Raw genomic sequence first — 21,267 nt, forward strand, 5'->3', positions numbered from 1 at the left:
CCCTTCGCCCAATACGTTTTATATTAATACTATCTAGACTATTTGAATCGTGAGTGGGTTTTATTATGAGTAAAGTGAAAATAGACATTGTGTCTGATGTGGTTTGTCCTTGGTGCATCATTGGGTATCGTAATTTGGAAAAAGCCATTGAAGAACTTGGTGTGCAGGATCAAGTTGAGATTGAATGGCAGCCATTTGAACTGAATCCAGACATGCCAGCAGAAGGCGAAGTATTAAGCGCGCACTCTGCTCGCAAATACGGCTCAACACCTGAAAGCAGCGCACAATTTCGCGTAGAGATGACAGCTCGCGGCAAAGAAGTTGGTTTCGACTTTGACTATTTCCCAGAGATGAAGATTGTAAACACACGCGATGCGCATGTTTTATTGGAATACGCGAAAGAATGCGACTTACAGACAGAGATGAAATTACGCTTTTTCTCGGCCTTTTTCACCGAACATAAAGACGTGTCAGATCGTGAAATCTTGATAAAAGAAGCCGAAGCCGTTGGTTTAGATGTGAATGAAGCAAAAGCGCGACTCGAAAACACAAGCTCCGCTCAGCACATTCAACAAATCGAATCACAATGGCAACAAATGGGCATTTCTTCTGTGCCAACAGTGGTTGTGAATCGTAGAAATGCCATTGCTGGCGCGCACCCAGTAGAATCGTTTAAACAACTATTAGAGTCTGCATTGGCGGGCTAAATGTCACTCTTGTAGAAAGTTTGACGTACGCAGAGCCAATATCCTGCGTACGCCAATTCACTCGTTATCTGAGCAAAGTCATGCTGACTTTAAGGCTGATAAGGAAGTGAAGATTGATGCAAAATAATACGAACTTTACCGTCGTCACACTCTTTGAAAACAAAGCTTTTGTTAACAAAAATGTGGCTATCGTCATCACCGATAAAGTGCACATTACATTGCACAATCGCTAGGTCGTTATGCAATATAAAATCTTCCTTGCTGTACCAAACTTTTACCCAAGGCTTAAGCTTAAAACCTGTATCGTCAGGAAACTCACTGTTCCCACCGACAAAGTAAGAAAGCGCGCCTTCTTTCGTTGGGCGAAAGGTTTGCTGTCCAAATGTAAGAGTTGGCTTGAATAATACGTGGCCGTTATCGTAGTCATAATTCTCAGATAACACCTTCAGAGAAAACGCTTGAGCGTCACCACCTTCCGCATGAACTTGTCCAACTTTTACGACGTTGTCGCACCAAGTTTGCAGTGCTGTATGTGCCATTTCTTTTGTAAACATAGAAGTATACTTTTCCTTTAGAGGCTTCATTGTATCGATTCAATCACACACAGAAACACCGTTTAAAATGCTCCGTAATGCTTAACGTAAATGATAAGTAACTCTGCCATACGATAACACCAATAATCGTGGGTGAAATAAGATTAAATTATGAAAGAAAAAGGAGAAAGCCGAGCTTTCTTTAATCAGAACAAACAACTTTTCACGCACCAAGGAGAGGTAAATGCTTACGCTGTTGGTAAGTTAAAGCCAGCTCTAAACATTGTTTGATGATGGCTTCTGGCAAGGGCTTCGACAAAGGCAGGATAATCGCTCTATTTCCCTGAAACTCTAATTCCTCGCTATAGAGTTCGCGAAAGGTATCCACCAACTTAGTCTGACAATGAAAGAAGAGATAATAATGATCAGGAGACTTCGTCTTCCAGTCCAACCTTAGCGGACTGCCTGTTTTGACATTGTAACTTGGCTCTTCCCATTTTAAAGATTCTTCAACCTCACCAAGATCCAACTCAGATGCAATGTCAAAAACGAGACCTCGCAATGCCTCTAGCCTAATACGAGCATTTTCTGGGAATTCATCGAATCGATCTTTGACGAGTTTGTTCATTGAATCCTCTATTTACTGGATGCGGCTAAACCCACACCAAAACTGACAAAAACCCCTCCGCTTATTTTATTAAGAAGAGCGTTGCCCTTCTTAGACGAAAGTTTTGATTTAGCAAAAGAGGCAAAAGCAGCATAAATGGTATGAATCACTATCACCAAGACACTAAAGGTGGCGGCCAATAAAACAAATTGAGGCGCATACTCTTGAGTCACATCGATAAACTGAGGAAAGATCGACATAAAGAAAATCACCGCTTTTGGATTCGAAATAGAAACGAGAAAGCCCTCAATAAAACACCTTAACAGAGAGCTCTCTTTGGCTTTAATGATAGGATTATTAGCCACCTCACTACGTAATATTTTGACGCCCAAATAAATAAGGTAAGCAGCGCCAGCAATTTTTATTATATTAAACGCAATGGCTGAACTCGCCAGTATGACACCTAAACTGGTGGCCGAAATCGTAGCGACCAAGAGTATCGCCAAAGACACACCTAGTATCCCTGCTAAGGATTTCAGCAACCCTCTTTGAATGGCGTTATTGAGCGTTAACATGACAGCAGGTCCAGGCAAAAGGATGGTCGCAATGGCAACACCCACATAGATCATATAACTTTCCATACACACCCCTTCATAGATAAAACATCAATCAGTCGACGAGTTAGCACCCTTCTACATTGACTTAGCGGCGACCAGCTCAACATCTCTAAACTTTTTGTAGCAACAAGTTTACCCATAATGTCATAACGCATAACAGTGAAAGCCAGAACGTAATCATACGATGGAAAACATGGTTATAAGTTAAATGAATATATGAATGTACAACACGTAAAACAACAAATAGCCAAGCAACGATTAAAGCAAAATAGCTATTAATTCCCCAGAAGATATACAAAGAACATACCACGTAAAATAATACAGGCACTTCAAATTGATTGTTAAAATTACGAGTCGTTTTTGTGATTATGTCAGGAACCTCCTGACCATCCATTAAACTATAAAATTTAGTTTTTACCGTTTTATTTTTAACGCTATCGAACCTAGCTTTGAGCGTAATACAAGCAATAATGAACGTTAAAACAACCATTAAAAACATTGGATATAACATTAAATCATTCATATAAAATCAAGACCTGATAAAAATATAACGCCTCACTCACCGGAATTTTGAGAGCGAAGCGAGTAAAATTTCCGAGTACAGTGACTTGTTAGTAATCATTTTGGCAACTTTGAAAGTACCTTCCCAAATGCATCGGCAACTACCCTCAATGCGTGTTCGTCAACTACTTTTGAATCCTCGTCATTTGTTGAATTCTGACCGAAGATTCGCTCAGCTAATTGCTTTTTAAGCTCTTGCTGTTGCGGTAGCTCTAGGGAATTGATGAATGGGTCAAAGGCTTTCACTTCCAACGTAAACCATCTGGCTCTTTTTTCGTTATTTCTATGCTTAGTTGATTGCTGCGCGGAATAGGCAGCGCCCCATAGAAGAACTCCTGATATAGAAAAGGCGATAAGCATTATATGCCAAGAAAAGTCGTTGTTTTGCGATGGGCTTAACTCCATGCTAGCCATTTCCGAAACAGCTTCACTTGATTGATTTTCCTCGTTACCTTCTTGTGAAATCAATACATTTTCAACTGCTTCAATATTACCCCAAGATTCCGAATTATAGAAAAACGAAAATACTAGCCATATAACTGTGACACAGATAAAGCCGACCGATACACTTCTCCATCGATTGGCCTGATCTTTTTCGTCATCTGCGCTTTTAATATATGCCGCTCCAACACTGTCACCAGCCGTCAATTCATACAAATTTAGTATAGACTGGTGTTTGACTTTGGAATCTTCTATAACTCGATCTAGCTCCGTCTTAAGCATATTTTCCTGGCTATCTAGAGCTGCATCGTGCTTATCAATTATTTCTTGCACTTCTTTGCTTTTCTCTGAGGCGAAAGTATCTCTCCACTTACTAAACTCTTGGCTTCTGGAATCTTGTGCGGACGAGAATTGGTTTTGCCACTCCGATGTAAGTTTACTTAACTCAGCTTTCTTTTGTTCTATCTCTTCTGAAAGTAAAGTGAGCTTTTTAACTTGTTCCTCAGTTAAAGAAGAAACTTTAGTCAACTGCGCATCAAGAGCTTCTTTTTTTACAGATAGTCCGTTAATGGTGCTATCCACAACGCTGTCAATGTAGGACATTTTTTCTAGTGATTCAGAATCATCGGAAAGGGCTTGAATTATAGATAATTGTGTAAGATTTTTAGAGACATGATCATTAATAGCAACTAAATAGGCTGCTTTACCATTTTGGATATAGGCGTTAACCTGATTAGTGACATTCTGATGGCGCAACTGATTGTTTAACGAATCTACCTGGTTAACCGGAACTATTTCAGGGTCAACCAATGCCAAGACCAACCGATACCTCTCAATTATTTTTTTTAGACGACGCTGCTCCTCAACCTCACCTTCAGAAAGGTTTTCAACATTCGAGCTAGCTGCGTTATCCAGCCACGAAAGCGTTTCATGTATAGGATGCTTTTCAAAGGCTTCTTTCCATCGATTCATTTCGTCTCCAGTATATTATTCTCTTACTCACTGCATAACTAACGCCCTGTTAACAGGCAATAAAATAGTTGGTTTAAATAAGCTACGAAGGAGCAAAAAACCAACTGTTTTTTGTCCTTGTTTAACAGTTTGTTAGGCATTTTTTGCCAATTCAAATGCTTCTAGTAGAGGCAGAAGCTTGTCTCCTATTTTCTTTTCTCGGTTGCTAGTTCTAACACCGTCTATAACATCAGTTGAATACCCTTTGATATATGTAGGTGGTAAGTGTGCCGCTTCTCTCTCAAAATTGAAAACACATACACCCTGCAACGTAGATTTATTATCATCTTTGTCACATATATAGGTGTAGGTTAAAACACCATCAGCTTCATTAATAAAGGTAGCCTTAGAGGTCCACTGGGCGTAAGACTCACCGTTTTCTTTAAAAGCTTCACCACGAATAACAAGGTGATTTAAAGTCTGGTCGAAAACTTCAACGGTTATGATTTTTTCATTGTTAATGGCTTTAAACTCACCAACCCAAGTTCCATTAAGGAAAGTTGCACCTAACAAGTGCTTTTTAAGCCACAACCAATTCCGAGCTAGACTCGATAATATTTTGGCAAATAAATTGTAAATACCAACCGCTGAAAGTAACGTTACAATTGGTTTAGCTACACCGAACTCATTGAGAAGAGGAGCAACATTCTCAATCATGAAATACATAACCATTACAGTAGCAACGGTCACATATGAATGGAATTTATGCTCAGAAGTCATGATTCATCCTTAAATGCCTAACATTTTAATAGTGCGCATGCCCGTTCACAGATTTAAAAAATCCTCTAGACATCTCTACAACCAACTGAGTTTTCAGTGCTTTATAAAGCTATTCACAAAATTAAAAACTGGCAAAACGAGCATGCGCGTTATTTAAAAAAAGAATAAAAGGGAAGGATTTATGGTAGATAAAACGTCCGTAAGTCTCTGTCATTTCATTCCGTTATGGCGTTAATGTAGCGTGAGATGGTTTTGATTTCCAGTATCGATTTTAGTCACAGATATGAGTATTGAAGGTGAAAGCTGCGCTTTCAGTGTCAGATTACGGTGGTGCCTCCCTTAGTCGTGATCTACGTTTTCTGTTCGGTGGATATTGGATATTGTCGGGATAAATCCCGACCTACGAAAAGGTTTGTAGTTTAATTTGAGGCGTTTGAAAAATGACATTCCGCTGAGGTAGGCGGTAGTTTCGAGGAGGAATGTCATTTTCAAATACCCAGACACCATAACCCCATCTTCCGTCTTCCCCTTGAAGACAAAAGGGGAAGAAACTGATCCGCAGGGTCAAAGCCCTTTTCAATTAGCTCTTTATTCATTAAAGGTTTTTCGGATAGAAAAGGGGTTCGATCCTTGGCTAATTTTTGTTAAACCAACGCAAAACAGTTGGGCTGTGTAGGTCGAAATTCATTTCGACAATATTTTAGATGGTGTCATGTGATTATTGTCGGGATAAATCCCAACCTACGAAAAGGTTTGTAGTTTAATTTGAGGGATTTGAAAAATGACATTCCACTGAGGTAAGCGGTAGTTTCGAGGAGGAATGTCATTTTCAAATGCCAGACGCTACAACCCCATCTTCCGTCTTCCCCTTGAAGACAAAAGGGGAAGAAACTGATCCGTAGGGTCAAAGCCCTTTTCAATTGGTTCTTTATTCATTAAAGGTTTTACGGATAGAAAAGGGGTTCGACCCTTGGGGGAACGCACGACAATTTGGCTGTGTAGGTCGAAATTCATTTCGACAATATTTTACATAGTGTCATGTGATTATTGTTGGGATAAATCCCGACCTACGAAAAGGTTTGTAGTTTAATTTGAGGCGTTTGAAAAATGACATTCCGCTGAGGTAGGCGGTAGTTTCGAGGAGGAATGTCATTTTCAAATACCCAAACACCATAACCCCATCTTCCGTCTTCCCCTTTAAGACAAAAGGGGAAGAAACTGTGATGAAGAGTTTATTCTCCGATGTGCCAGCCGTTGGTGATTGGGTAGCGGCGGTCGCGGCCAAAGCCTCGGGCGGTGATGCGGACGCCGGTTGGTGCTTGGCGGCGTTTGTATTCGTTTAAGTCGACAAGTCGAAGGACGCGGTACACGGTTTCTCGGTCGAATTTCTTCGTGGCAAGTATGGCTTCTGCGCTTTGGTCTTCTTCTATGTACATGCGCAAGATTTCATCGAGGATGTCGTAGCTTGGCAAGGAGTCTTCGTCTTTCTGATCTGGAGCCAGTTCCGCGGATGGCGGGCGAGTAATAACTCGCTCAGGGATCACGTAACCAAGTGTATTACGGTATCGGCACAGTCTGAATACGAGCATTTTGAACACGTCTTTTAAGACGGAATAACCGCCGACCATGTCGCCGTACAGTGTTGCGTAACCCACAGCCATTTCACTCTTGTTGCCTGTGGTAAGAACCATGTAGCCTTTTTTATTGGAGATCGCCATCAAGGTCACGCCGCGAGTTCGAGCTTGTAGGTTTTCTTCTGTGGTGTCTTTTCCATAGCCTTCAAACTCTGGCGCGAGCACGTCAGAGAATGCCGACACCATAGATTCGATCGGCAATACGCTGTATTTCACGCCAAGCAATTTCGCCTCTTCTTCCGCGTCGTGCAAGCTGATAGAAGAAGTGTAAGTGTATGGCATCATCACAGCTTGTACGCGGTCTGCGCCAATGGCATCTACCGCCACAGCAAGTGACAAGGCTGAATCGATACCGCCACTTAAGCCCAGCACAATGCCTTTGAAACGGTTCTTCTCAATGTAGTCACGCAATCCCAAAACCATGGCTTGGTAAACGCTGGCTTCTTCGCTAAGCGCTGGTGCAATGGCGCCCGAAACTGGCTCAACTTTATTAGGTTGATCGTCGTTGATGATCATATCAACACAATACAAGCCCGCTTCGAACCAAGGCGCTTGCATGACTTTATCGCCTTTGGCGTTCACGACAAAAGAGCCACCTTCGTAGACTAATTCGTCCTGAGCGCCCATGTAGTTCACATAGACGATAGGCAAGTTGACTTCCGTCGCACGTTGGTGCAATAAGGCTTCGCGCTCACCCATTTTTTCGATGTGATAAGGGGATGCGTTGAGATTCAAAATTAATTCAGCGCCAGCGGCTTTGGCTTGCGCAATCGGCTCTGGATGCCAAATATCTTCACAAATACTTAAACCAACTTTTGCCCCTTTAATGTCTACGATAACGGCTTCTTGGCCTTCGCTAAAATAGCGTTTGTCATCAAAAACGAGAAAGTTTGGCAGCTTTTGCTTGGCGTATTCGCCCAGCATTTTGCCTTGGTAAATCACGCTGGCGCAGTTGAAAAGCTCGCCATCAATACGGCGCGGATAACCCACCACCAAATAGATGTCTTTCACTTCTTTTAATAAAGTTTCTAGCGCCGCTTCGATGCGCGTATCTAAACTGGGTCTAAGCAGTAAATCTTCTGGCGGATAGCCTGTTAAGGTCAATTCAGGAAAAACCACCACATCGGCTTTGTCTTCGTCGCGGGCTTTATTCGCCGCATCAATAACCGATTGAGTGTTTTTCGTAATGTCGCCGACCAGCATGTCGAGCTGGGCCATTGCAATTCGTAATGTCATACAGTTGCTATCTCGTAAACTCTGTTAGATTATGCTGCTTATTGTCTGGAATTACACAACTTAGGTAAAGTCTATGATCGTCCGTTTGATCGTTTTTATTGCGATTTTTTTCATCGCTTGGTGGTTGTACCGCAAATTTATCACGTTTAAAGGTGGGCTATCCCCTACCAAATCAGAAAAAGCCAAATCTTCCAAAAAAGAAGAGGCACAAGAAAGCATGGTTCGTTGCACAGAATGCCAAACTTTCACGCCTCGTTCCCACGCTATTCATGACCAAGAAGCTCGTCCATTTTGCTCCGCAGAGCATTTAAAAGACTTCAATAAAAAGTCTGATTAATTCACGGCAACCCAACCGCTCGAAAGCAGTTTTCCATCGCGCCACCACCAGCATAAATAGGCTTGCTGGTTTTGTGTGGCGCAGAGTCGGTAAGACGTTTGGATGACTGATGTTGTTTCGCCTTCGCTCTCTTCTTCTTCGTCTTCGTCTTCATCTTTATCTTTATCTTTATCTTTATCTTCACTCAGATCATAACGAGACCATTGATACCGTAATATTTGCCCATCTTTGCTCCAAGTACTTTCTTCATCGCTGGCTTGTTGCTCAGCCAGATCACAAAAACCAACGCAGTCGCTTAGCATCGCCAGATGAAAAGAAGGAGAAGTCACATAGTTGTCTATGAAGTCTCGCCATATTTGCTGATCTTCCTCTAAATCAGTCAACTGACCGCGCCATTGATAAGACGCAATCATGGTGTTTTGAAAGTGGGTCGATAAACTGGATATCGCCAATAAAAGCGCAATAATGGGCAATGAAACCCAGCCTTTTTGATTGTTTATAAAAGAGCTTAAAAAAGAATTGGAAGGAGAAACAGACATCAAATACTTCCTCCTTTTAAGACGATTATTTGATTGCCAATGTTCTGGCAAGGGGAAGTATAAGCCCAAGTCTCGCCTCGCATTGAAAAGTAGCTTTGTTCTAACTGAGCACCTCTTTCAGACTGACAATCATCCAAAGCATATTGATACTCTATCCATAACCCTCGCAGCGTTTTTAGATTAAAATCGCCATAGCTTTTGACCAAGGTATCAACTGAGCCGTCGTTGTTTTCATCTAACAAAGGGAAAATCGCTAAACGCTCTATTCCGTTTAATAACTCCAATGAATTGCCACTTTCTTCCGGAGTTCGCCAAAAAGCGGTTCCGCCGTTTTTACCGGGCGATAAATACCAATAGAAACCGTCTTGGCTTTCCAGAACACCTGATTGCCCAATAGCTTTATCATCCATGAGCTGTATTTGAGTCTGAGTGCTGGTGACAGACAATACTTGTCCATGAAACTGCGCAGCGCAGTTGGAGAAAGTAACGCTGTCTCCGGCTTGCCAATGACAATCGAGCGTCGTTGAGAATGGATTCTCTGATATTGTTAATGCGCTTCTGCACGAACCATAATCCGCACCTTTTAACCAATCCGAAGTGGCCATTACCACACGTGAAGACAGGCGATCAGGCTTTGCGCTTCCTGAGCCTATGGTTAAAAACATATCACTGCCATCGTAACAATTCGACGGCACCAAGCGCGCCCATTGGGCGTTAAAATGAGCATCTATAGCGGCTTTAAATTTGTGCTGATCTTGATAAATTTGCGCTAGAAAATGCCGCTCTTGCAAGCGCCCTAACGCAGCGACTAAAAACGGCAAGAACAGGGAAATCAGCAAACACACCACCAGCAACTCCAATAGCAAACTGCCTTTTAATTGTGACTTCATTCTTCGCCCTCCAAGCCCGTTTCAGACAAATAGGTTTCAGACAAGTCATGTTGCGAAGCATAAAACCAACGCTCTAATTGGCTGCCAGTACATTCCTGACATTCGGGGTAAGAATCGCTATCTTGGCTGTCGTCGTCCGCAGACCAGTTTCGCTCTACAACCAGCATTTCCATCAAGGCCTGCTTTTGTTGGTTTTCTTCAAGCTTTCTTTGGTTTTCTGCTAACTGAATGGATTGCCACTGGGTTTGGCTTTGAACTTGAACAAGGTGCAATACAAATGCCAGCAAAGCGAAACACAAAGTGACTTCTAGCATTATCCAGCCCTGTTGTGATTTACGAGAAATGCCGCCAGAAAAAGAGTGAAATTTCATAAGCAATCACCTTCGTCTTTTTCCTGAATATCCGTTTTGTAAAATCGACCACTTTGATTAAGAACCAGCGTTGCTTGCCAACTTCCTAGACAAAATTCAAAGGTGCCATTTTGATAGCCAGATAAGCCATTACTGTGAAATTCGATTTGCTGTTTGTTAACAGGAAAGCCAGCCCAAGACACAGCCAACAGATCATGAAAGGCAGTAGAGCGATACGAGATATAGTCTGAACTTGATTCATCACCTTGATACAAAATAAAGCCAGAAGACCAATTTCCGTCACACGCTAAACCACCACAAACGAAACTGGGCGAACCACTGACGACCGCCAACTGACGGGCTTGCAGCAAGGCATCGGATAATTCATTAATGGCATTATTTAGAAGAGTTTGATCTTGCGTATCTTGACTGGCAGCTAGGAATTGCGCCGAGCCTGCATAAGCAAGAACACTGAGAATGGCTAGAACACAGAGCATTTCTAGCAGAGAAAAGCCTTTTTGTTGCAGCATTGAAAACCTCCTTATTTTCGATCACTTCGAGCATCCTTGCTCTAATGAAGAGTGTGATTCACTGTCCTAATCAGCTACTCATAGCAAACCATTTATTGATGTGATTGGCAATTTGTCTTGGTTTTTGGAACGGCAAGGAATGGTCACAGGCACTCATGACCTTGTGTTCCCATTCTGCTTTGTTCTGATTCAGCAATTCATAATGCTGCTTTAGCGCTTCATGGCTTAGCTCACCTGAGAAAAGAAACACCTGATCCGATGCATCGATTAGCGCTTCTCTTAAGCTTGGTTCTTGGCTCATTATTTCAACATGGTTTGTTACCGCATCCAGCGCATAAGCAAAGCCAAAAGGACGATGAGCAAGACGAGATTGCGTGGTTGCTTCCGCCACAGGGTGCTTTCGACGGTTCGGTGAAACGCCGTCCATAAACTGTGCCACACCCAATTCCACATCGCCTGTTTCACGGATTAGCTTTGACGCATGACGATACTTCAAGCGTACTTCCATCAAATTCGATAAGTCTTCTCGATCCAAAGAAGCGGGCTCTAACAAGGCCATTTTGGCTTTTGTTTTGCCTTGCTGTTGACGGCGATAATTCAAGTTCAAAGCAACCAAGCCACCTAACGAATACGCCACCGCATCGAAATCATCCCATTTAAGATGCGCCAATAAAGCTTCTATCTCATCGGTTAATTCATCGATCGTCACAGCTTCTTCTTCACCATGATGATGAAAGGAATCTCCCATGCCTTTTAAATCTGGCACCAACATCCAGCGCCATTGTGTGAGATAAGGCAACATAGGCGAATAGGTAATTTCCCCCGCGACACCTGCGCCATGCAACAACAAACAGGTTCGATCTGTTTGGGCATTGGGATTTTCATAAAGACGATACGCTAGACGCGCACTGGGTAAAGTAAGAAAAAAAGTCTCAGACACTTGTAATTAACCTGTGAGGAACCTATTTAAAAGAATACAATATTTGCTATTAAAAACATGACTACATATTACTAGGTATTGATAAAAAATGTCAGAAATCAAACGGGTTAATCTCCCTTATCAGACATCCTTACTGTCTTTCTTTTCTGCCGTAAGAGATTTGCCCTACCCTGCTTTACTCGACAGTAATCACGAGCATTTCTCCGATACCCAGTACGATATTTTGGTCGCGGACCCTTTGGCGCGTATTCGCCCATCACAAGATGACACTTCAAACGACTTGATTACATGGCGAGACACGCCAGTTTATGAGTTACAAAACACTCATAACCCAATGGATTTGTTAAACGAATTAATGACATTAATTTGCCAAGAACCTTGGGCGAAATCTGCCTCGAAAGAACTGCCTTTTACTGGCGGTTTGCTAGGTTATTACGGTTACGAAAGCGGCCATTTTGTCGAAAAGCTGCCAGATACAGTCAAACATGACATTCAGTTAGCCTCGTTAGATATGGGACTTTATGCTTGGGCAGTGATTAGTTCCCATCAAGAAAAAACCACCCAATTGGTTCTCACGCCTTGGTGTTCTGATAAAGAAACAGAAGAGCTAGTCAAACGCTTTACCTCTGCTAAATCTGAAACTTTAAAAGACTTCACCCTTAAAACGCCTTTTTCCTCCAACATGACTGAAGGCGATTACGCGGAAAAATTTGCGGCGGTACAAGAGTACATTCAGTCCGGTGATTGCTATCAAGTGAATTTAGCTCAACGCTTTTCCAGCACTTACCAAGGTGACACTTTTACCGCTTATCAAGCATTGCGTGATGTTTGTCCGACGCCTTTTTCTGCTTATCTTGAAGTGTCGCCAGAGCAAAGCTTGCTAAGCCATTCACCTGAACGCTTTTTATTGTGCGATAAAGGCCGCGTTGAATCTAAACCAATCAAAGGCACCATTGCTCGCGGCGCCACGCCAGAAGAAGACAAAGCCAATGCAGATTGGCTCATGGCATCGGAAAAGAATCGCTCCGAGAATTTAATGATTGTCGATTTGTTGCGTAATGACCTTGGTCGCACTTGTTTAACCGGCAGCATCAAGGTGCCAAAACTGTTTGCCTTAGAAAGCTATGCCAATGTGCATCATTTAGTGTCTACCGTGGAAGGTGCAATAGACCAAGCTGACCAAGCCATTCGTGTGTTCCACCAAAGCTTCCCCGGCGGCTCTATTACTGGCGCTCCAAAAATTCGATCTATGGAAATCATCGACGAATTAGAGCCTCATCAGCGTTCTGCTTATTGTGGCTCCATTGCTTACTTTAGTTCCAACGGACAAATGGACTCCAGTATTAGCATACGAACATTGGTTGCCGACCATGGAAATTTGCATTGTTGGGCTGGCGGTGGATTGGTTGCCGACTCAAAATGCCAAGAAGAATATCAAGAAACCTTTACCAAAGTAGGTAAATTGACCCATACTCTAGAACACGTCTTTTTGAAGTAGGCCGTACAATGAGTGACATAGAGCAGTTTTTAAATGCTCCTCCTATCGACCTGAGCTTAGAGGAAATTCGCGCCGCGCTAGACAGAGCGCCTTATGCGCAGCAGATTCATAATCCGGACAGAGAACTCTTTCCAGATGGATATGACTTAGACTACCGCTCAGCTGCAGTACTGATTCCAATCTGGCGCAAACCAGAAGATGGTGAACTCTACGTGCTTTTAACCCAGCGCGCACTGCACATGCGAAACCACCCTGGACAAATCGCTTTCCCTGGCGGCAAACACGACCCAGACGACGCCAGCATTCAATACACAGCACTACGAGAAACCTTAGAAGAAGTAGGATTAGCCCCAGATTGCTTCGATTTATTAGGCGAACTTGGAGAGTATTGCACCATTTCTGGCTATTGCATCAAGCCTATCATTGCAGAAATGACCCGAAGAAGTGAATTGAGCCTTTGTGAAGACGAGGTAAAATCTGTTCATTGGGTGCCATTGCGTCACTTGCTCACGCCGCAAAATTACCGTTTTAAAAAGAAAAAGCTCGATGCGATTTCCCGTGGTTATTTTGAAATTGAATACCAAGACATTCGGATTTGGGGCGTCACCGCAGGTATTCTATTTGGGCTTTACCAAACCCTAGCAGAGCACATTCGTTAGTCGTTCTTCCTTATCGACTTTCTAAAAAAATTATCTAAAAAAAGCTTCCTAGATTAGCTTGCCACCTTGCCAGTTTGAACAGGATTAGGCTTCAACTTGCTCTACAGCGCTGAATTCAATCCTCGGACTTTCTGTCATGAGATACATTTGCCATCTTGTATCAAAACGCTCGTAACACTCTTCTAGTGCTTGAATGTGCTCAAGCAAAATACTGCCGGCCTGCGTAATTTCAGTTGTACGGCCATGTCGAGTTAATAATGGTTTCCCCAACTTGCCTTCCAGTTTTTGAATGTGCTGACTCACGGCTGGCTGAGTTAAACCCAATTGTTTTGCCGTTCGGGTAAAACTCCCCGTCTCGACCAACACTTTAAATGTCATGAGATGCTGTGTATTGAACATAAAGATTCCTTATAATTCATTTCATTATGCCCAAGCCTTTTCATAGGAACATTGACCTATATCGTGTTTTCGTGAAAGATTGACGGTAATTAACCCGAGTGGATGACAAGAATGACAAAACCGCAAGATGACCTACAACCTTGGTACGAAAGGCAATCTGGCCACAAAGCATCCCGCGATAACGACTATCGAACACCTTATCAAAGAGATCGCGCCCGCATCATTCACAGTGCTGCGTTTCGTCGTTTGCAGTCTAAAACTCAAATTCTTGCCATTCGCCAAAACGATTACAGTCGCACCCGTCTTACTCACTCTTTAGAAGTGGCACAAATTGGCAGCGGTATTGTTCATCAACTGAAACATAGCTCCCCTGCTGATGCGGATTTCCAAAAGTGGCTCGCAGACGATTCACTCATCGAAACCATTTGTTTAAGCCATGACATTGGTCACCCACCTTTTGGTCACGGTGGAGAGATTGCATTGAATTACATGATGCAGTCTCACGGCGGCTTTGAAGGCAATGCTCAATCTCTGCGCATATTAGGCAAACGAGGTTCTTACTCGCAAAACTTTGGTATGGATGTGACGAGACGCACTTTATTGGGCATTCTGAAATACCCTGTTTTATACCAAAACGTGGTTGGAACTTATCCGGAAAAGCACACCAATTTCCGCCAATTTAAAGCATCCCAATGGGCGCCACCGAAGTGCGTTTATCAAGACGAAGAAGATCTATTAAACTGGATTCTTCAACCCTTCAGCGAAGCCGATAAAACGGCTTTACAAGCAGTCAGAAGAACAGACAAGAATCACGCAAAAGCAACTCATTCTAGCTTTGATACCAGCATTATGGACCTCGCGGACGACATTGCTTACGGTGTACACGATTTAGAAGATGCCATTGTGCTTGGCATGGTGACCAAAGATATGTGGCTAGAGCATTTGGAACCTAAGCTTTCCGCGCTTGCTTCGCCTTATCTCGCGAAAAACTTAAACAACATTCGCACGCAATTGTTCAGCCGCCAGAGTCATCTACGCAAAGAGGCTATTGGCGATCTTGTCAGTTGGTTTATCACTTCGTGCCAAGTGATTGAAAATACAAACTTTGAACACCCATTACTGCGCTTCCAAGTTGGCTTGCCAGAAGGTCAGCGCCAAGCACTTTCTTTGCTAAAGCAGTTTGAAATGCAGCACATAATTCAACGACCAGAAGTACAAATGCTCGTCTATAAAGGCCAGCAAATGCTTTTAGAAATGTTTGAAGCTTACGCCGCAGACCCAAATCGACTGTTACCAAGAGAGATAGCAACAGAATGGCGTAAGAGCCAAGAACAAGGTGAAAACGGGCTTAGAATAATTTGTGATTACATGGCATCCATGACGGACGATTATGCGAGCCGTATGTACAACAAGTTGTTTGTGCCAAGCTTAGGCTCTGTATTTGAACCGATGTAGTGCAACTCAATCATCCTGTCACTTCATTTCATAAGAACACATGAAATATAAAAAAAAGCCCCAAACTCAAAATTTGCATTTGAGTCTGGGGCTTTTCTATTTCGCTATATTCTACTGATTAAAGCTGAGTGTGCAGACCACATTCGCGGTTAGACAAACCTTTTGTTGGATCAAAGTAGTTTTCAACGTTTGGTAAGTCATGCTCTTTCAAGTAAGCCAACATATCCGCTTCTTTCCAATGTAAGAAAGGCGCAACCTTGATAACTCCATCCGCGCCTTGGCTAATCACTTCCATATTTTGACGGAAGGCTGTTTGCTCTGAACGCACACCGGTGATCCAAACATCTGGAGCGACTTCTTTCATGGCTCTTGTGAATGGCTCTAGCTTGAAGTTTTGAGTAAAAGCATCGTGACTTTCTTCGCCCACATCAGGCACACCACCAAAGGCATTATCCCAACGAGCAGCTGTAATTTTTGGCGTGTAAACTTCCACTTCCAGCTCAAGAGAAGCAATGAGTTTTTCAGCCACAAGATAAGTATCACGAGTGTTATAGCCAGAATCAGCCCAAACCACAGTAATGTCTTTTTTAGCCTGCACTGCGGTATGAAGAACCACGGCTTCCATTGGTCCAAAATGCGTAGAAACAATCGGCTTTTTACCTTGCTCAACAGCCCATTTAATAATGTCCAATGGCGTTGCAGCGCTCAACTCTTTATTCGCTTTAGCTATATCGATCATACAAAAACCTATAAATAAATTATAAAAAATGCAATTTCGCTAGAATGCCATTAATTAAAAAAATTATCTACGGTAATTTATAGGCAATAACGCCTACAAATTAAGCGCCATCCCACTTTCTGGTAAAGGCAAAGCCGTTTTATATCGCACCTGTTTTAACGCAAAGCTAGAGCGGATATTTTCCACGCCTTGGATTTTGGTTAATCGCGTGAGTATCAAGGTTTCTAATGCCTGAATGTCTGGCACCAAAACTCGCAACAAGTAATCTTCATCCCCTGTCATCAAATAACATTCCATCACCTCTGGGCACTCGGCGATGGCACTTTCGAAAACTTCTAGTGCTTCTTCATCTTGCTTCTTTAGCCGTATGTGAATAAAAACGTTCACATGCAAGCCAAGCTTCTTCGCGGAAACAAGAGAAACCTTGCCATTTAAAATGCCCATTTCCTCAAGTCGCTTCACTCTATTAAAGCAAGGTGTTGGCGACAAATTCACCAGACTCGCCAGCTCTGCATTTGTCATATCACCATTAATCTGCAAGTTATTAAGAATGGCGATATCTTTATTATCGAGCTTAACCATACAAATTATCTCCTAAATCAACCTAATCCAGATAATATATACTGCAATAAAACTTTATACGACAAACAAAAGAAACTTTCTCTGAAAGAATTTGGATACTCTATTTCTAAGCCATCTAATGAATGTGAGTCCAATATGTCTAAAATCTTAATGCCACCTATCACGAAAGATTCTTGGAACATTTCTTTGCTTTCTCCGCAGACAAAAGCCCTGTGTGTTTTATTTGTTGCCATCATCATTTGGGGAGGAAATTGGCCTGTGATGAAAGCAGGTTTGAATCACATTACGCCATTCTGGTTTTCCATGATGCGATTCGCTTTAGGTGGCGCGGCTTTATTTGCCTTCCAATTCATAACTAAAAGCCTTTATATTCCAACAAAAAAAGACCTGCCATTAATACTCAGCATCGGTCTAATACAAATGATGGCATTCACAGTGCTTGGTTCCATTGCCATGACTCAAGTGGACGCTGGACGCTCAGCGATTCTCGCCTACACCACCACATTGTGGGTACTCCCCTTGTCTGTGGCTTTTTTTCGCGAAACCTTAGCGGCAAAGCAATGGCTCGGCGTCATCTTAGGTTTAGCTGGCGTTATTACTTTGTTTAACCCTTTTAGTTTTGACTGGAGCAACTCGTCACTATTAATGGCAAACGGTTTGCTACTGATTGCGGCTTTTTGCTGGAGCTTATGCATCATTCATTTGCGTCATTCAAAATCCTCTGCCACCGCTTACCAACTCGCACCTTGGCAGATGCTAACAGCAACAGTTCCATTGGTTTTTCTAGCCTATTGGATTGAAGGTCCATTTACCGGCGATGGCAGTGCTGACTTTTGGGCAATTTGCCTGTATCTCGGCCCTCTTGCCACCGCGTTTTGCTTTTGCGCTGTAAACGGAGCAAGTCGAAAACTGTCTGGCACTTTTGTCTCAACTTCCATGCTTGGCGTGCCAGTAACAGGACTACTGTTTTCAAATTTCTTTTTGAGTGAAGCCCTAACCATTCCATTGATTGCTGGAGCCTTGTTAATTTGCAGCGGCATATTTTTTGTCATCATCAGCGCTAAGAAGTAAGCCCATAGCGGTTTAGAGCTTATTTCAAAACATCAGACCATCACTCCAAAGACGCCTTTCCATGAAGGTATATTTCATTTTCTATCGAATATTTGAAATATACCTTCATAAAATCTCATCATAAGAAACATCACGGAAGATATAAGCGAATTATGAAAGCACTTTACTCATCAATCAGAGTAATCTAATAGTGTATAAATTTTATGCACACAATAGAGTTCACCCTAAAACGTCCTCTATACCATTCTTATTATAAAAAGTGTGTGAAGGTTTATTTCATAAAATAACTAAGCGGAAGGAACATCCATGACAAGCTTTCTTAGAGACACAAACATTCAGAAGGCGATCGAGCCCCATGAATTGTATTCCCAGGCGATTCAAGCCGACAGGCTAGTATTTATTTCTGGGCAATCCACTGACACAATGACCGATCCATCAAATACAAATAAAGCCTCAATAGAAGCGCAAACCACAACAGTATTCGAGAATTTAAAAGCCATGAGTGAAGCCGCTGGCGGTTCACTTAAAAACATGGTGAAGCTCAATATCTACCTAACAGACCTATCTCATCTTGATACAGCCAACCAAGCAATCGAACATTATTTCAGCCCCCCTTATCCTTGTCGTACAACTTTAGTTGTAAAAGCTTTGGAGAATGAAGCTGATATCAGTGCAGACGGCATTGTCATTCTACCCAATCGCTTTAGCCTAGAAGAGCTGGCTGTCATTACTTAGGGCAAATCTTACAAGCCCCCATATATCAAGCATTACAAGAAATCCGCCTATTGGCGGATTTTTTAAACCCAAAATTTAAAATGAAAGGATATTTCAAAAAACACAATAAAATACAGATATAAAATTATAAATATACAAAATTAAGATAATTTAAAATAAATATTAATAAAAAATCGAGAGCACATTTCATTTCTAAGAAGCTAATCTATTTAGCACAAACTAACAAAAGGAACGAAACATGAATCTTGATAAATTTGAACGATACCCCCTCACCTTCGGCGAAACAGCCATTGAATACTTACCACGTTTAACAGAAGCCGTAGGCGGAAAAGTAGAAATCTACGCAAAACGCGAAGACTGTAATTCAGGGTTAGCTATGGGCGGAAACAAGTTGCGTAAATTGGAATACATTATTCCTGACGCCATTGCTTCTGGTGCCGACACTTTAGTATCCATTGGTGGCGTACAATCAAACCACACACGTATGGTCGCGGCTGCGGCAGCAAAAATTGGTATGAAATGCCGCCTAGTACAAGAAAGCTGGGTACCACATGAAGATGCTGTTTATGACCGTGTTGGTAATATTCTAATGACGCGTTTAATGGGTGCAGACAGCCGCATTGTTGATGACGGCTTTGATATTGGCATTCGTACTTCCTATGAAAAAGCCATTGCAGACGTTAAGGCCGAAGGCGGCAAGCCTTACGGTATTCCTGCTGGTGGCTCCGTTAACAAATTTGGTGCCATTGGTTATGTGGCCTTCGCTGAAGAAGTGAAAAAGCAAGAAGAAGAATTAGGTTTCAAATTTGACTACATTGTCGTGTGTGTTGTTACTGGCTCCACTCAAGCTGGCATGATTGTGGGATTTGCTGACCAAGGTCGTGCGGATCGTGTTATTGGTATTGATGCTTCTGGCACTGTTGAACAAACTCGCTCTCAGGTTCGCCAAATTGTTGACAATGCAGCCGAGTTAGTTGAATTAGGCCGCAAGGTGACAGATGAAGAAATCGTCATTAACCCAGATTACGCTTATCCAGCCTATGGCGTTCCAAGTGCAGAAACCAATGATGCCATTCGCCTTGCTGCTCAAACAGAAGCCATGATGACAGACCCTGTTTACGAAGGTAAATCCATGCAAGGCATGATCGACTTGATCAAAAAAGGTGACATTCCTGAAGGATCAAAAGTTCTTTATGTTCATCTTGGCGGTGCGCCAGCATTGAATGGGTACAGCTACACATATCGTAATGGTTAAGACTGATTGAAAGCCACGAAATAACACTTTTCGGACAATCCCGAGAAGTGTTATTTCACTCTTCTTTTAATTTCTATATGATAATTTCATCAAATAAAGAAAAGTGAGAAGAATCCAGCATGAATAAAGTTGATAAGAAAATCTTACATCTTTTACAAGAAGATGGACGACTCACCAACGCCGACTTAGCCGACAAAGTAAACGTTAGCCCAGCCACTTGTCATCGCCGCACTCACCAGCTTTTCAAAGAAGGCTATATTAGTGAAGTAAGAGCCATCATCGCGCCAGAAAAAGTCGATCGCAGCGCCTTGGTTTTGGTGGGGGTTGTGCTTGATCGATCAACAAAAGAAAGCTTTGCCTCCTTTGAAGCTTCTATAAAAACACTGCCTTTTATTTTAGATTGCTATCTTGTGGCGGGAGATTTTGACTACTTTTTAAAGGTTCGCGTTAAAGACATGGCGGATTTCAACAAACTGCACAGCGATCAACTACTGGAGCTACCCAGCGTGCGCCAGCTTAGAACTTTTTTCGTGATGAAAGAAGTTCAAGACAATGCCCCACTGTTTTTCTAACAATAGACACAAACGAAAAACTTAAGTCGGCTTTTGGGACTGTTTTAAACTGTCCATAAATTTATTGAAACGTCTTTGCCTCGTTTCTGCCTTCTTTGCACTTGTTAAACCATGAGCAATCACATAACGACTGGACTTGGTTAAGGCCGCAAAAAACGCCTTCGCTTCAGGGTAATCCTCTAACGCCTTGATGAAATCTTCCGGAACTTCCATCTCACTGACAGAGTAAGCATTTTCCCAGCGTCCATCGGCTTGTGCCGCACGCACATGAACAAGCCCTACTTCCTCCATTCGACCTTCAGCGATCAACCGCTCTACATGATCACGGTTTCTCTTTGACCAAACACTACGCGATTTTCTTGGTGTGATTCTCTGCAAATAGGCTTGATCATCAAGAGACTTTTTAATGCCATCAATCCAACCCCAACACAAGGACTCGACCACAACATCATCCCAAGTCACACTCATCACACCAGATTGTTTCTTAAAGATTTTCACCCACAATTCCATTTTTGAATCGTGATGAGACCTAAGCCAATCAGCAATCTCATTTGCGGTTGAAAACATTAATGTGTTTTGATTTGTTGGATCCGACATAAGCCCCTTTTCCTTGAAAGCAGTGTTTAGATACAAGAATCCAAACACCGCT

The 21,267-nt window shown here is 42.4% G+C and carries 25 protein-coding genes; 9 read left to right on the top strand and 16 right to left on the bottom strand.

Annotation, left to right across the window (positions count from 1 at the left end):
- Positions 1-65 precede the first annotated feature (65 nt).
- On the top strand, positions 66-707 hold the full coding sequence (locus ACMUMQ_RS01400) for a DsbA family oxidoreductase (protein ID WP_414680269.1): 642 nt from the start codon (positions 66-68) through the stop codon (positions 705-707).
- 89 nt (positions 708-796) lie between these two features.
- Here the strand turns inward: ACMUMQ_RS01400 and ACMUMQ_RS01405 are convergent, their stop codons facing one another.
- From ACMUMQ_RS01405 to ACMUMQ_RS01435, 7 genes are all read right to left on the bottom strand, one after another.
- Positions 797-1,261 carry a metal-independent carbonic anhydrase family protein gene (locus ACMUMQ_RS01405; protein ID WP_414680270.1) on the bottom strand — a complete coding sequence of 155 codons (465 nt, stop codon included), beginning with the start codon at positions 1,259-1,261 and terminating at the stop codon, positions 797-799.
- A 202-nt stretch (positions 1,262-1,463) separates the two neighbouring features.
- Positions 1,464-1,868 (bottom strand): DUF1801 domain-containing protein, encoded by a 405-nt coding sequence (locus ACMUMQ_RS01410; RefSeq protein WP_414680271.1) that lies wholly within the window; start codon positions 1,866-1,868, stop codon positions 1,464-1,466.
- Positions 1,869-1,876: 8 nt separating this feature from the next.
- Entirely contained in the window at positions 1,877-2,488 is a 612-nt protein-coding gene (locus ACMUMQ_RS01415; protein WP_414680272.1) for a LysE family translocator, read from the bottom strand.
- Positions 2,489-2,573: 85 nt separating this feature from the next.
- Positions 2,574-2,987 (bottom strand): MAPEG family protein, encoded by a 414-nt coding sequence (locus ACMUMQ_RS01420; protein ID WP_414680273.1) that lies wholly within the window; start codon positions 2,985-2,987, stop codon positions 2,574-2,576.
- A gap of 95 nt (positions 2,988-3,082) precedes the next feature.
- On the bottom strand, positions 3,083-4,438 hold the full coding sequence (locus tag ACMUMQ_RS01425) for a hypothetical protein (protein WP_414680274.1): 1,356 nt from the start codon (positions 4,436-4,438) through the stop codon (positions 3,083-3,085).
- A 132-nt stretch (positions 4,439-4,570) separates the two neighbouring features.
- The gene (locus tag ACMUMQ_RS01430; RefSeq protein WP_414680275.1) at positions 4,571-5,197 is read right to left on the bottom strand and encodes a hypothetical protein; all 627 of its coding nucleotides are present in this window, start codon (positions 5,195-5,197) and stop codon (positions 4,571-4,573) included.
- 1,232 nt (positions 5,198-6,429) lie between these two features.
- On the bottom strand, positions 6,430-8,067 hold the full coding sequence (locus ACMUMQ_RS01435; protein ID WP_414680276.1) for an NAD+ synthase: 1,638 nt from the start codon (positions 8,065-8,067) through the stop codon (positions 6,430-6,432).
- Between the two features lie 73 nt (positions 8,068-8,140).
- Between ACMUMQ_RS01435 and ACMUMQ_RS01440 the strand changes: the two genes are divergently transcribed.
- Complete coding sequence (locus ACMUMQ_RS01440; protein ID WP_414680277.1) at positions 8,141-8,404, top strand: PP0621 family protein; 264 nt, start codon at positions 8,141-8,143, stop codon at positions 8,402-8,404.
- On the opposite strand, the gene ACMUMQ_RS01445 is transcribed toward ACMUMQ_RS01440, so the two are convergent.
- The 5 genes from ACMUMQ_RS01445 to ACMUMQ_RS01465 form a co-directional block, all read right to left on the bottom strand.
- Entirely contained in the window at positions 8,401-8,943 is a 543-nt protein-coding gene (locus ACMUMQ_RS01445; RefSeq protein ID WP_414680278.1) for a hypothetical protein, read from the bottom strand. The genes ACMUMQ_RS01440 and ACMUMQ_RS01445 overlap by 4 nt on opposite strands.
- Positions 8,943-9,833: a hypothetical protein gene (locus tag ACMUMQ_RS01450; RefSeq protein ID WP_414680279.1), complete on the bottom strand. Its 891-nt coding sequence runs from the start codon at positions 9,831-9,833 to the stop codon at positions 8,943-8,945. The genes ACMUMQ_RS01445 and ACMUMQ_RS01450 overlap by 1 nt, the downstream gene beginning before the upstream one ends.
- Positions 9,830-10,204: a hypothetical protein gene (locus tag ACMUMQ_RS01455; RefSeq protein ID WP_414680280.1), complete on the bottom strand. Its 375-nt coding sequence runs from the start codon at positions 10,202-10,204 to the stop codon at positions 9,830-9,832. Before ACMUMQ_RS01455 ends, ACMUMQ_RS01450 begins: the two co-directional genes overlap by 4 nt.
- A complete protein-coding gene (locus ACMUMQ_RS01460; protein ID WP_414680281.1) occupies positions 10,201-10,713 on the bottom strand; it encodes a GspH/FimT family pseudopilin in 513 nt (170 codons plus the stop codon). The genes ACMUMQ_RS01455 and ACMUMQ_RS01460 overlap by 4 nt, the downstream gene beginning before the upstream one ends.
- Positions 10,714-10,783: 70 nt before the next feature.
- Positions 10,784-11,653 (bottom strand): alpha/beta hydrolase, encoded by an 870-nt coding sequence (locus ACMUMQ_RS01465; protein ID WP_414680282.1) that lies wholly within the window; start codon positions 11,651-11,653, stop codon positions 10,784-10,786.
- A gap of 88 nt (positions 11,654-11,741) precedes the next feature.
- Here ACMUMQ_RS01465 and pabB point away from each other — a divergent pair, with 88 nt between their 5' ends.
- A complete protein-coding gene (gene pabB, locus ACMUMQ_RS01470; protein ID WP_414680283.1) occupies positions 11,742-13,151 on the top strand; it encodes an aminodeoxychorismate synthase component I in 1,410 nt (469 codons plus the stop codon).
- A gap of 8 nt (positions 13,152-13,159) precedes the next feature.
- On the top strand, positions 13,160-13,810 hold the full coding sequence (locus ACMUMQ_RS01475) for an NUDIX hydrolase (protein WP_414680284.1): 651 nt from the start codon (positions 13,160-13,162) through the stop codon (positions 13,808-13,810).
- An 84-nt stretch (positions 13,811-13,894) separates the two neighbouring features.
- Here ACMUMQ_RS01475 and ACMUMQ_RS01480 read toward each other — a convergent pair whose 3' ends face one another.
- Entirely contained in the window at positions 13,895-14,209 is a 315-nt protein-coding gene (locus ACMUMQ_RS01480; RefSeq protein WP_414680285.1) for a LysR family transcriptional regulator, read from the bottom strand.
- Between the two features lie 111 nt (positions 14,210-14,320).
- On the opposite strand from ACMUMQ_RS01480, the gene ACMUMQ_RS01485 reads away from it, so the two are divergent.
- Positions 14,321-15,664: an anti-phage deoxyguanosine triphosphatase gene (locus ACMUMQ_RS01485; protein ID WP_414680286.1), complete on the top strand. Its 1,344-nt coding sequence runs from the start codon at positions 14,321-14,323 to the stop codon at positions 15,662-15,664.
- A gap of 118 nt (positions 15,665-15,782) precedes the next feature.
- On the opposite strand, the gene ACMUMQ_RS01490 is transcribed toward ACMUMQ_RS01485, so the two are convergent.
- Both ACMUMQ_RS01490 and ACMUMQ_RS01495 read right to left on the bottom strand, forming a co-directional pair.
- Positions 15,783-16,403 (bottom strand): phosphoadenosine phosphosulfate reductase domain-containing protein, encoded by a 621-nt coding sequence (locus ACMUMQ_RS01490; protein ID WP_347982872.1) that lies wholly within the window; start codon positions 16,401-16,403, stop codon positions 15,783-15,785.
- 93 nt (positions 16,404-16,496) lie between these two features.
- Positions 16,497-16,985: an Lrp/AsnC family transcriptional regulator gene (locus ACMUMQ_RS01495; protein ID WP_414680287.1), complete on the bottom strand. Its 489-nt coding sequence runs from the start codon at positions 16,983-16,985 to the stop codon at positions 16,497-16,499.
- Positions 16,986-17,120: 135 nt separating this feature from the next.
- Between ACMUMQ_RS01495 and ACMUMQ_RS01500 the strand changes: the two genes are divergently transcribed.
- From ACMUMQ_RS01500 to ACMUMQ_RS01515, 4 genes are all read left to right on the top strand, one after another.
- Positions 17,121-18,056: a DMT family transporter gene (locus tag ACMUMQ_RS01500; RefSeq protein WP_414680288.1), complete on the top strand. Its 936-nt coding sequence runs from the start codon at positions 17,121-17,123 to the stop codon at positions 18,054-18,056.
- Positions 18,057-18,362: 306 nt separating this feature from the next.
- Positions 18,363-18,791 carry a RidA family protein gene (locus ACMUMQ_RS01505; protein ID WP_414680289.1) on the top strand — a complete coding sequence of 143 codons (429 nt, stop codon included), beginning with the start codon at positions 18,363-18,365 and terminating at the stop codon, positions 18,789-18,791.
- Between the two features lie 238 nt (positions 18,792-19,029).
- Positions 19,030-20,046 (top strand): 1-aminocyclopropane-1-carboxylate deaminase, encoded by a 1,017-nt coding sequence (locus ACMUMQ_RS01510; RefSeq protein WP_414680290.1) that lies wholly within the window; start codon positions 19,030-19,032, stop codon positions 20,044-20,046.
- Between the two features lie 119 nt (positions 20,047-20,165).
- The gene (locus ACMUMQ_RS01515; protein ID WP_414680291.1) at positions 20,166-20,618 is read left to right on the top strand and encodes an Lrp/AsnC family transcriptional regulator; all 453 of its coding nucleotides are present in this window, start codon (positions 20,166-20,168) and stop codon (positions 20,616-20,618) included.
- Between the two features lie 21 nt (positions 20,619-20,639).
- Here ACMUMQ_RS01515 and ACMUMQ_RS01520 read toward each other — a convergent pair whose 3' ends face one another.
- Entirely contained in the window at positions 20,640-21,215 is a 576-nt protein-coding gene (locus ACMUMQ_RS01520) for a YdeI/OmpD-associated family protein (protein WP_414680292.1), read from the bottom strand.
- Positions 21,216-21,267 lie beyond the last annotated feature (52 nt).

Origin of the sequence: Marinomonas algae, assembly GCF_047525555.1 — a bacterium.
Taxonomy (GTDB): domain Bacteria; phylum Pseudomonadota; class Gammaproteobacteria; order Pseudomonadales; family Marinomonadaceae; genus Marinomonas.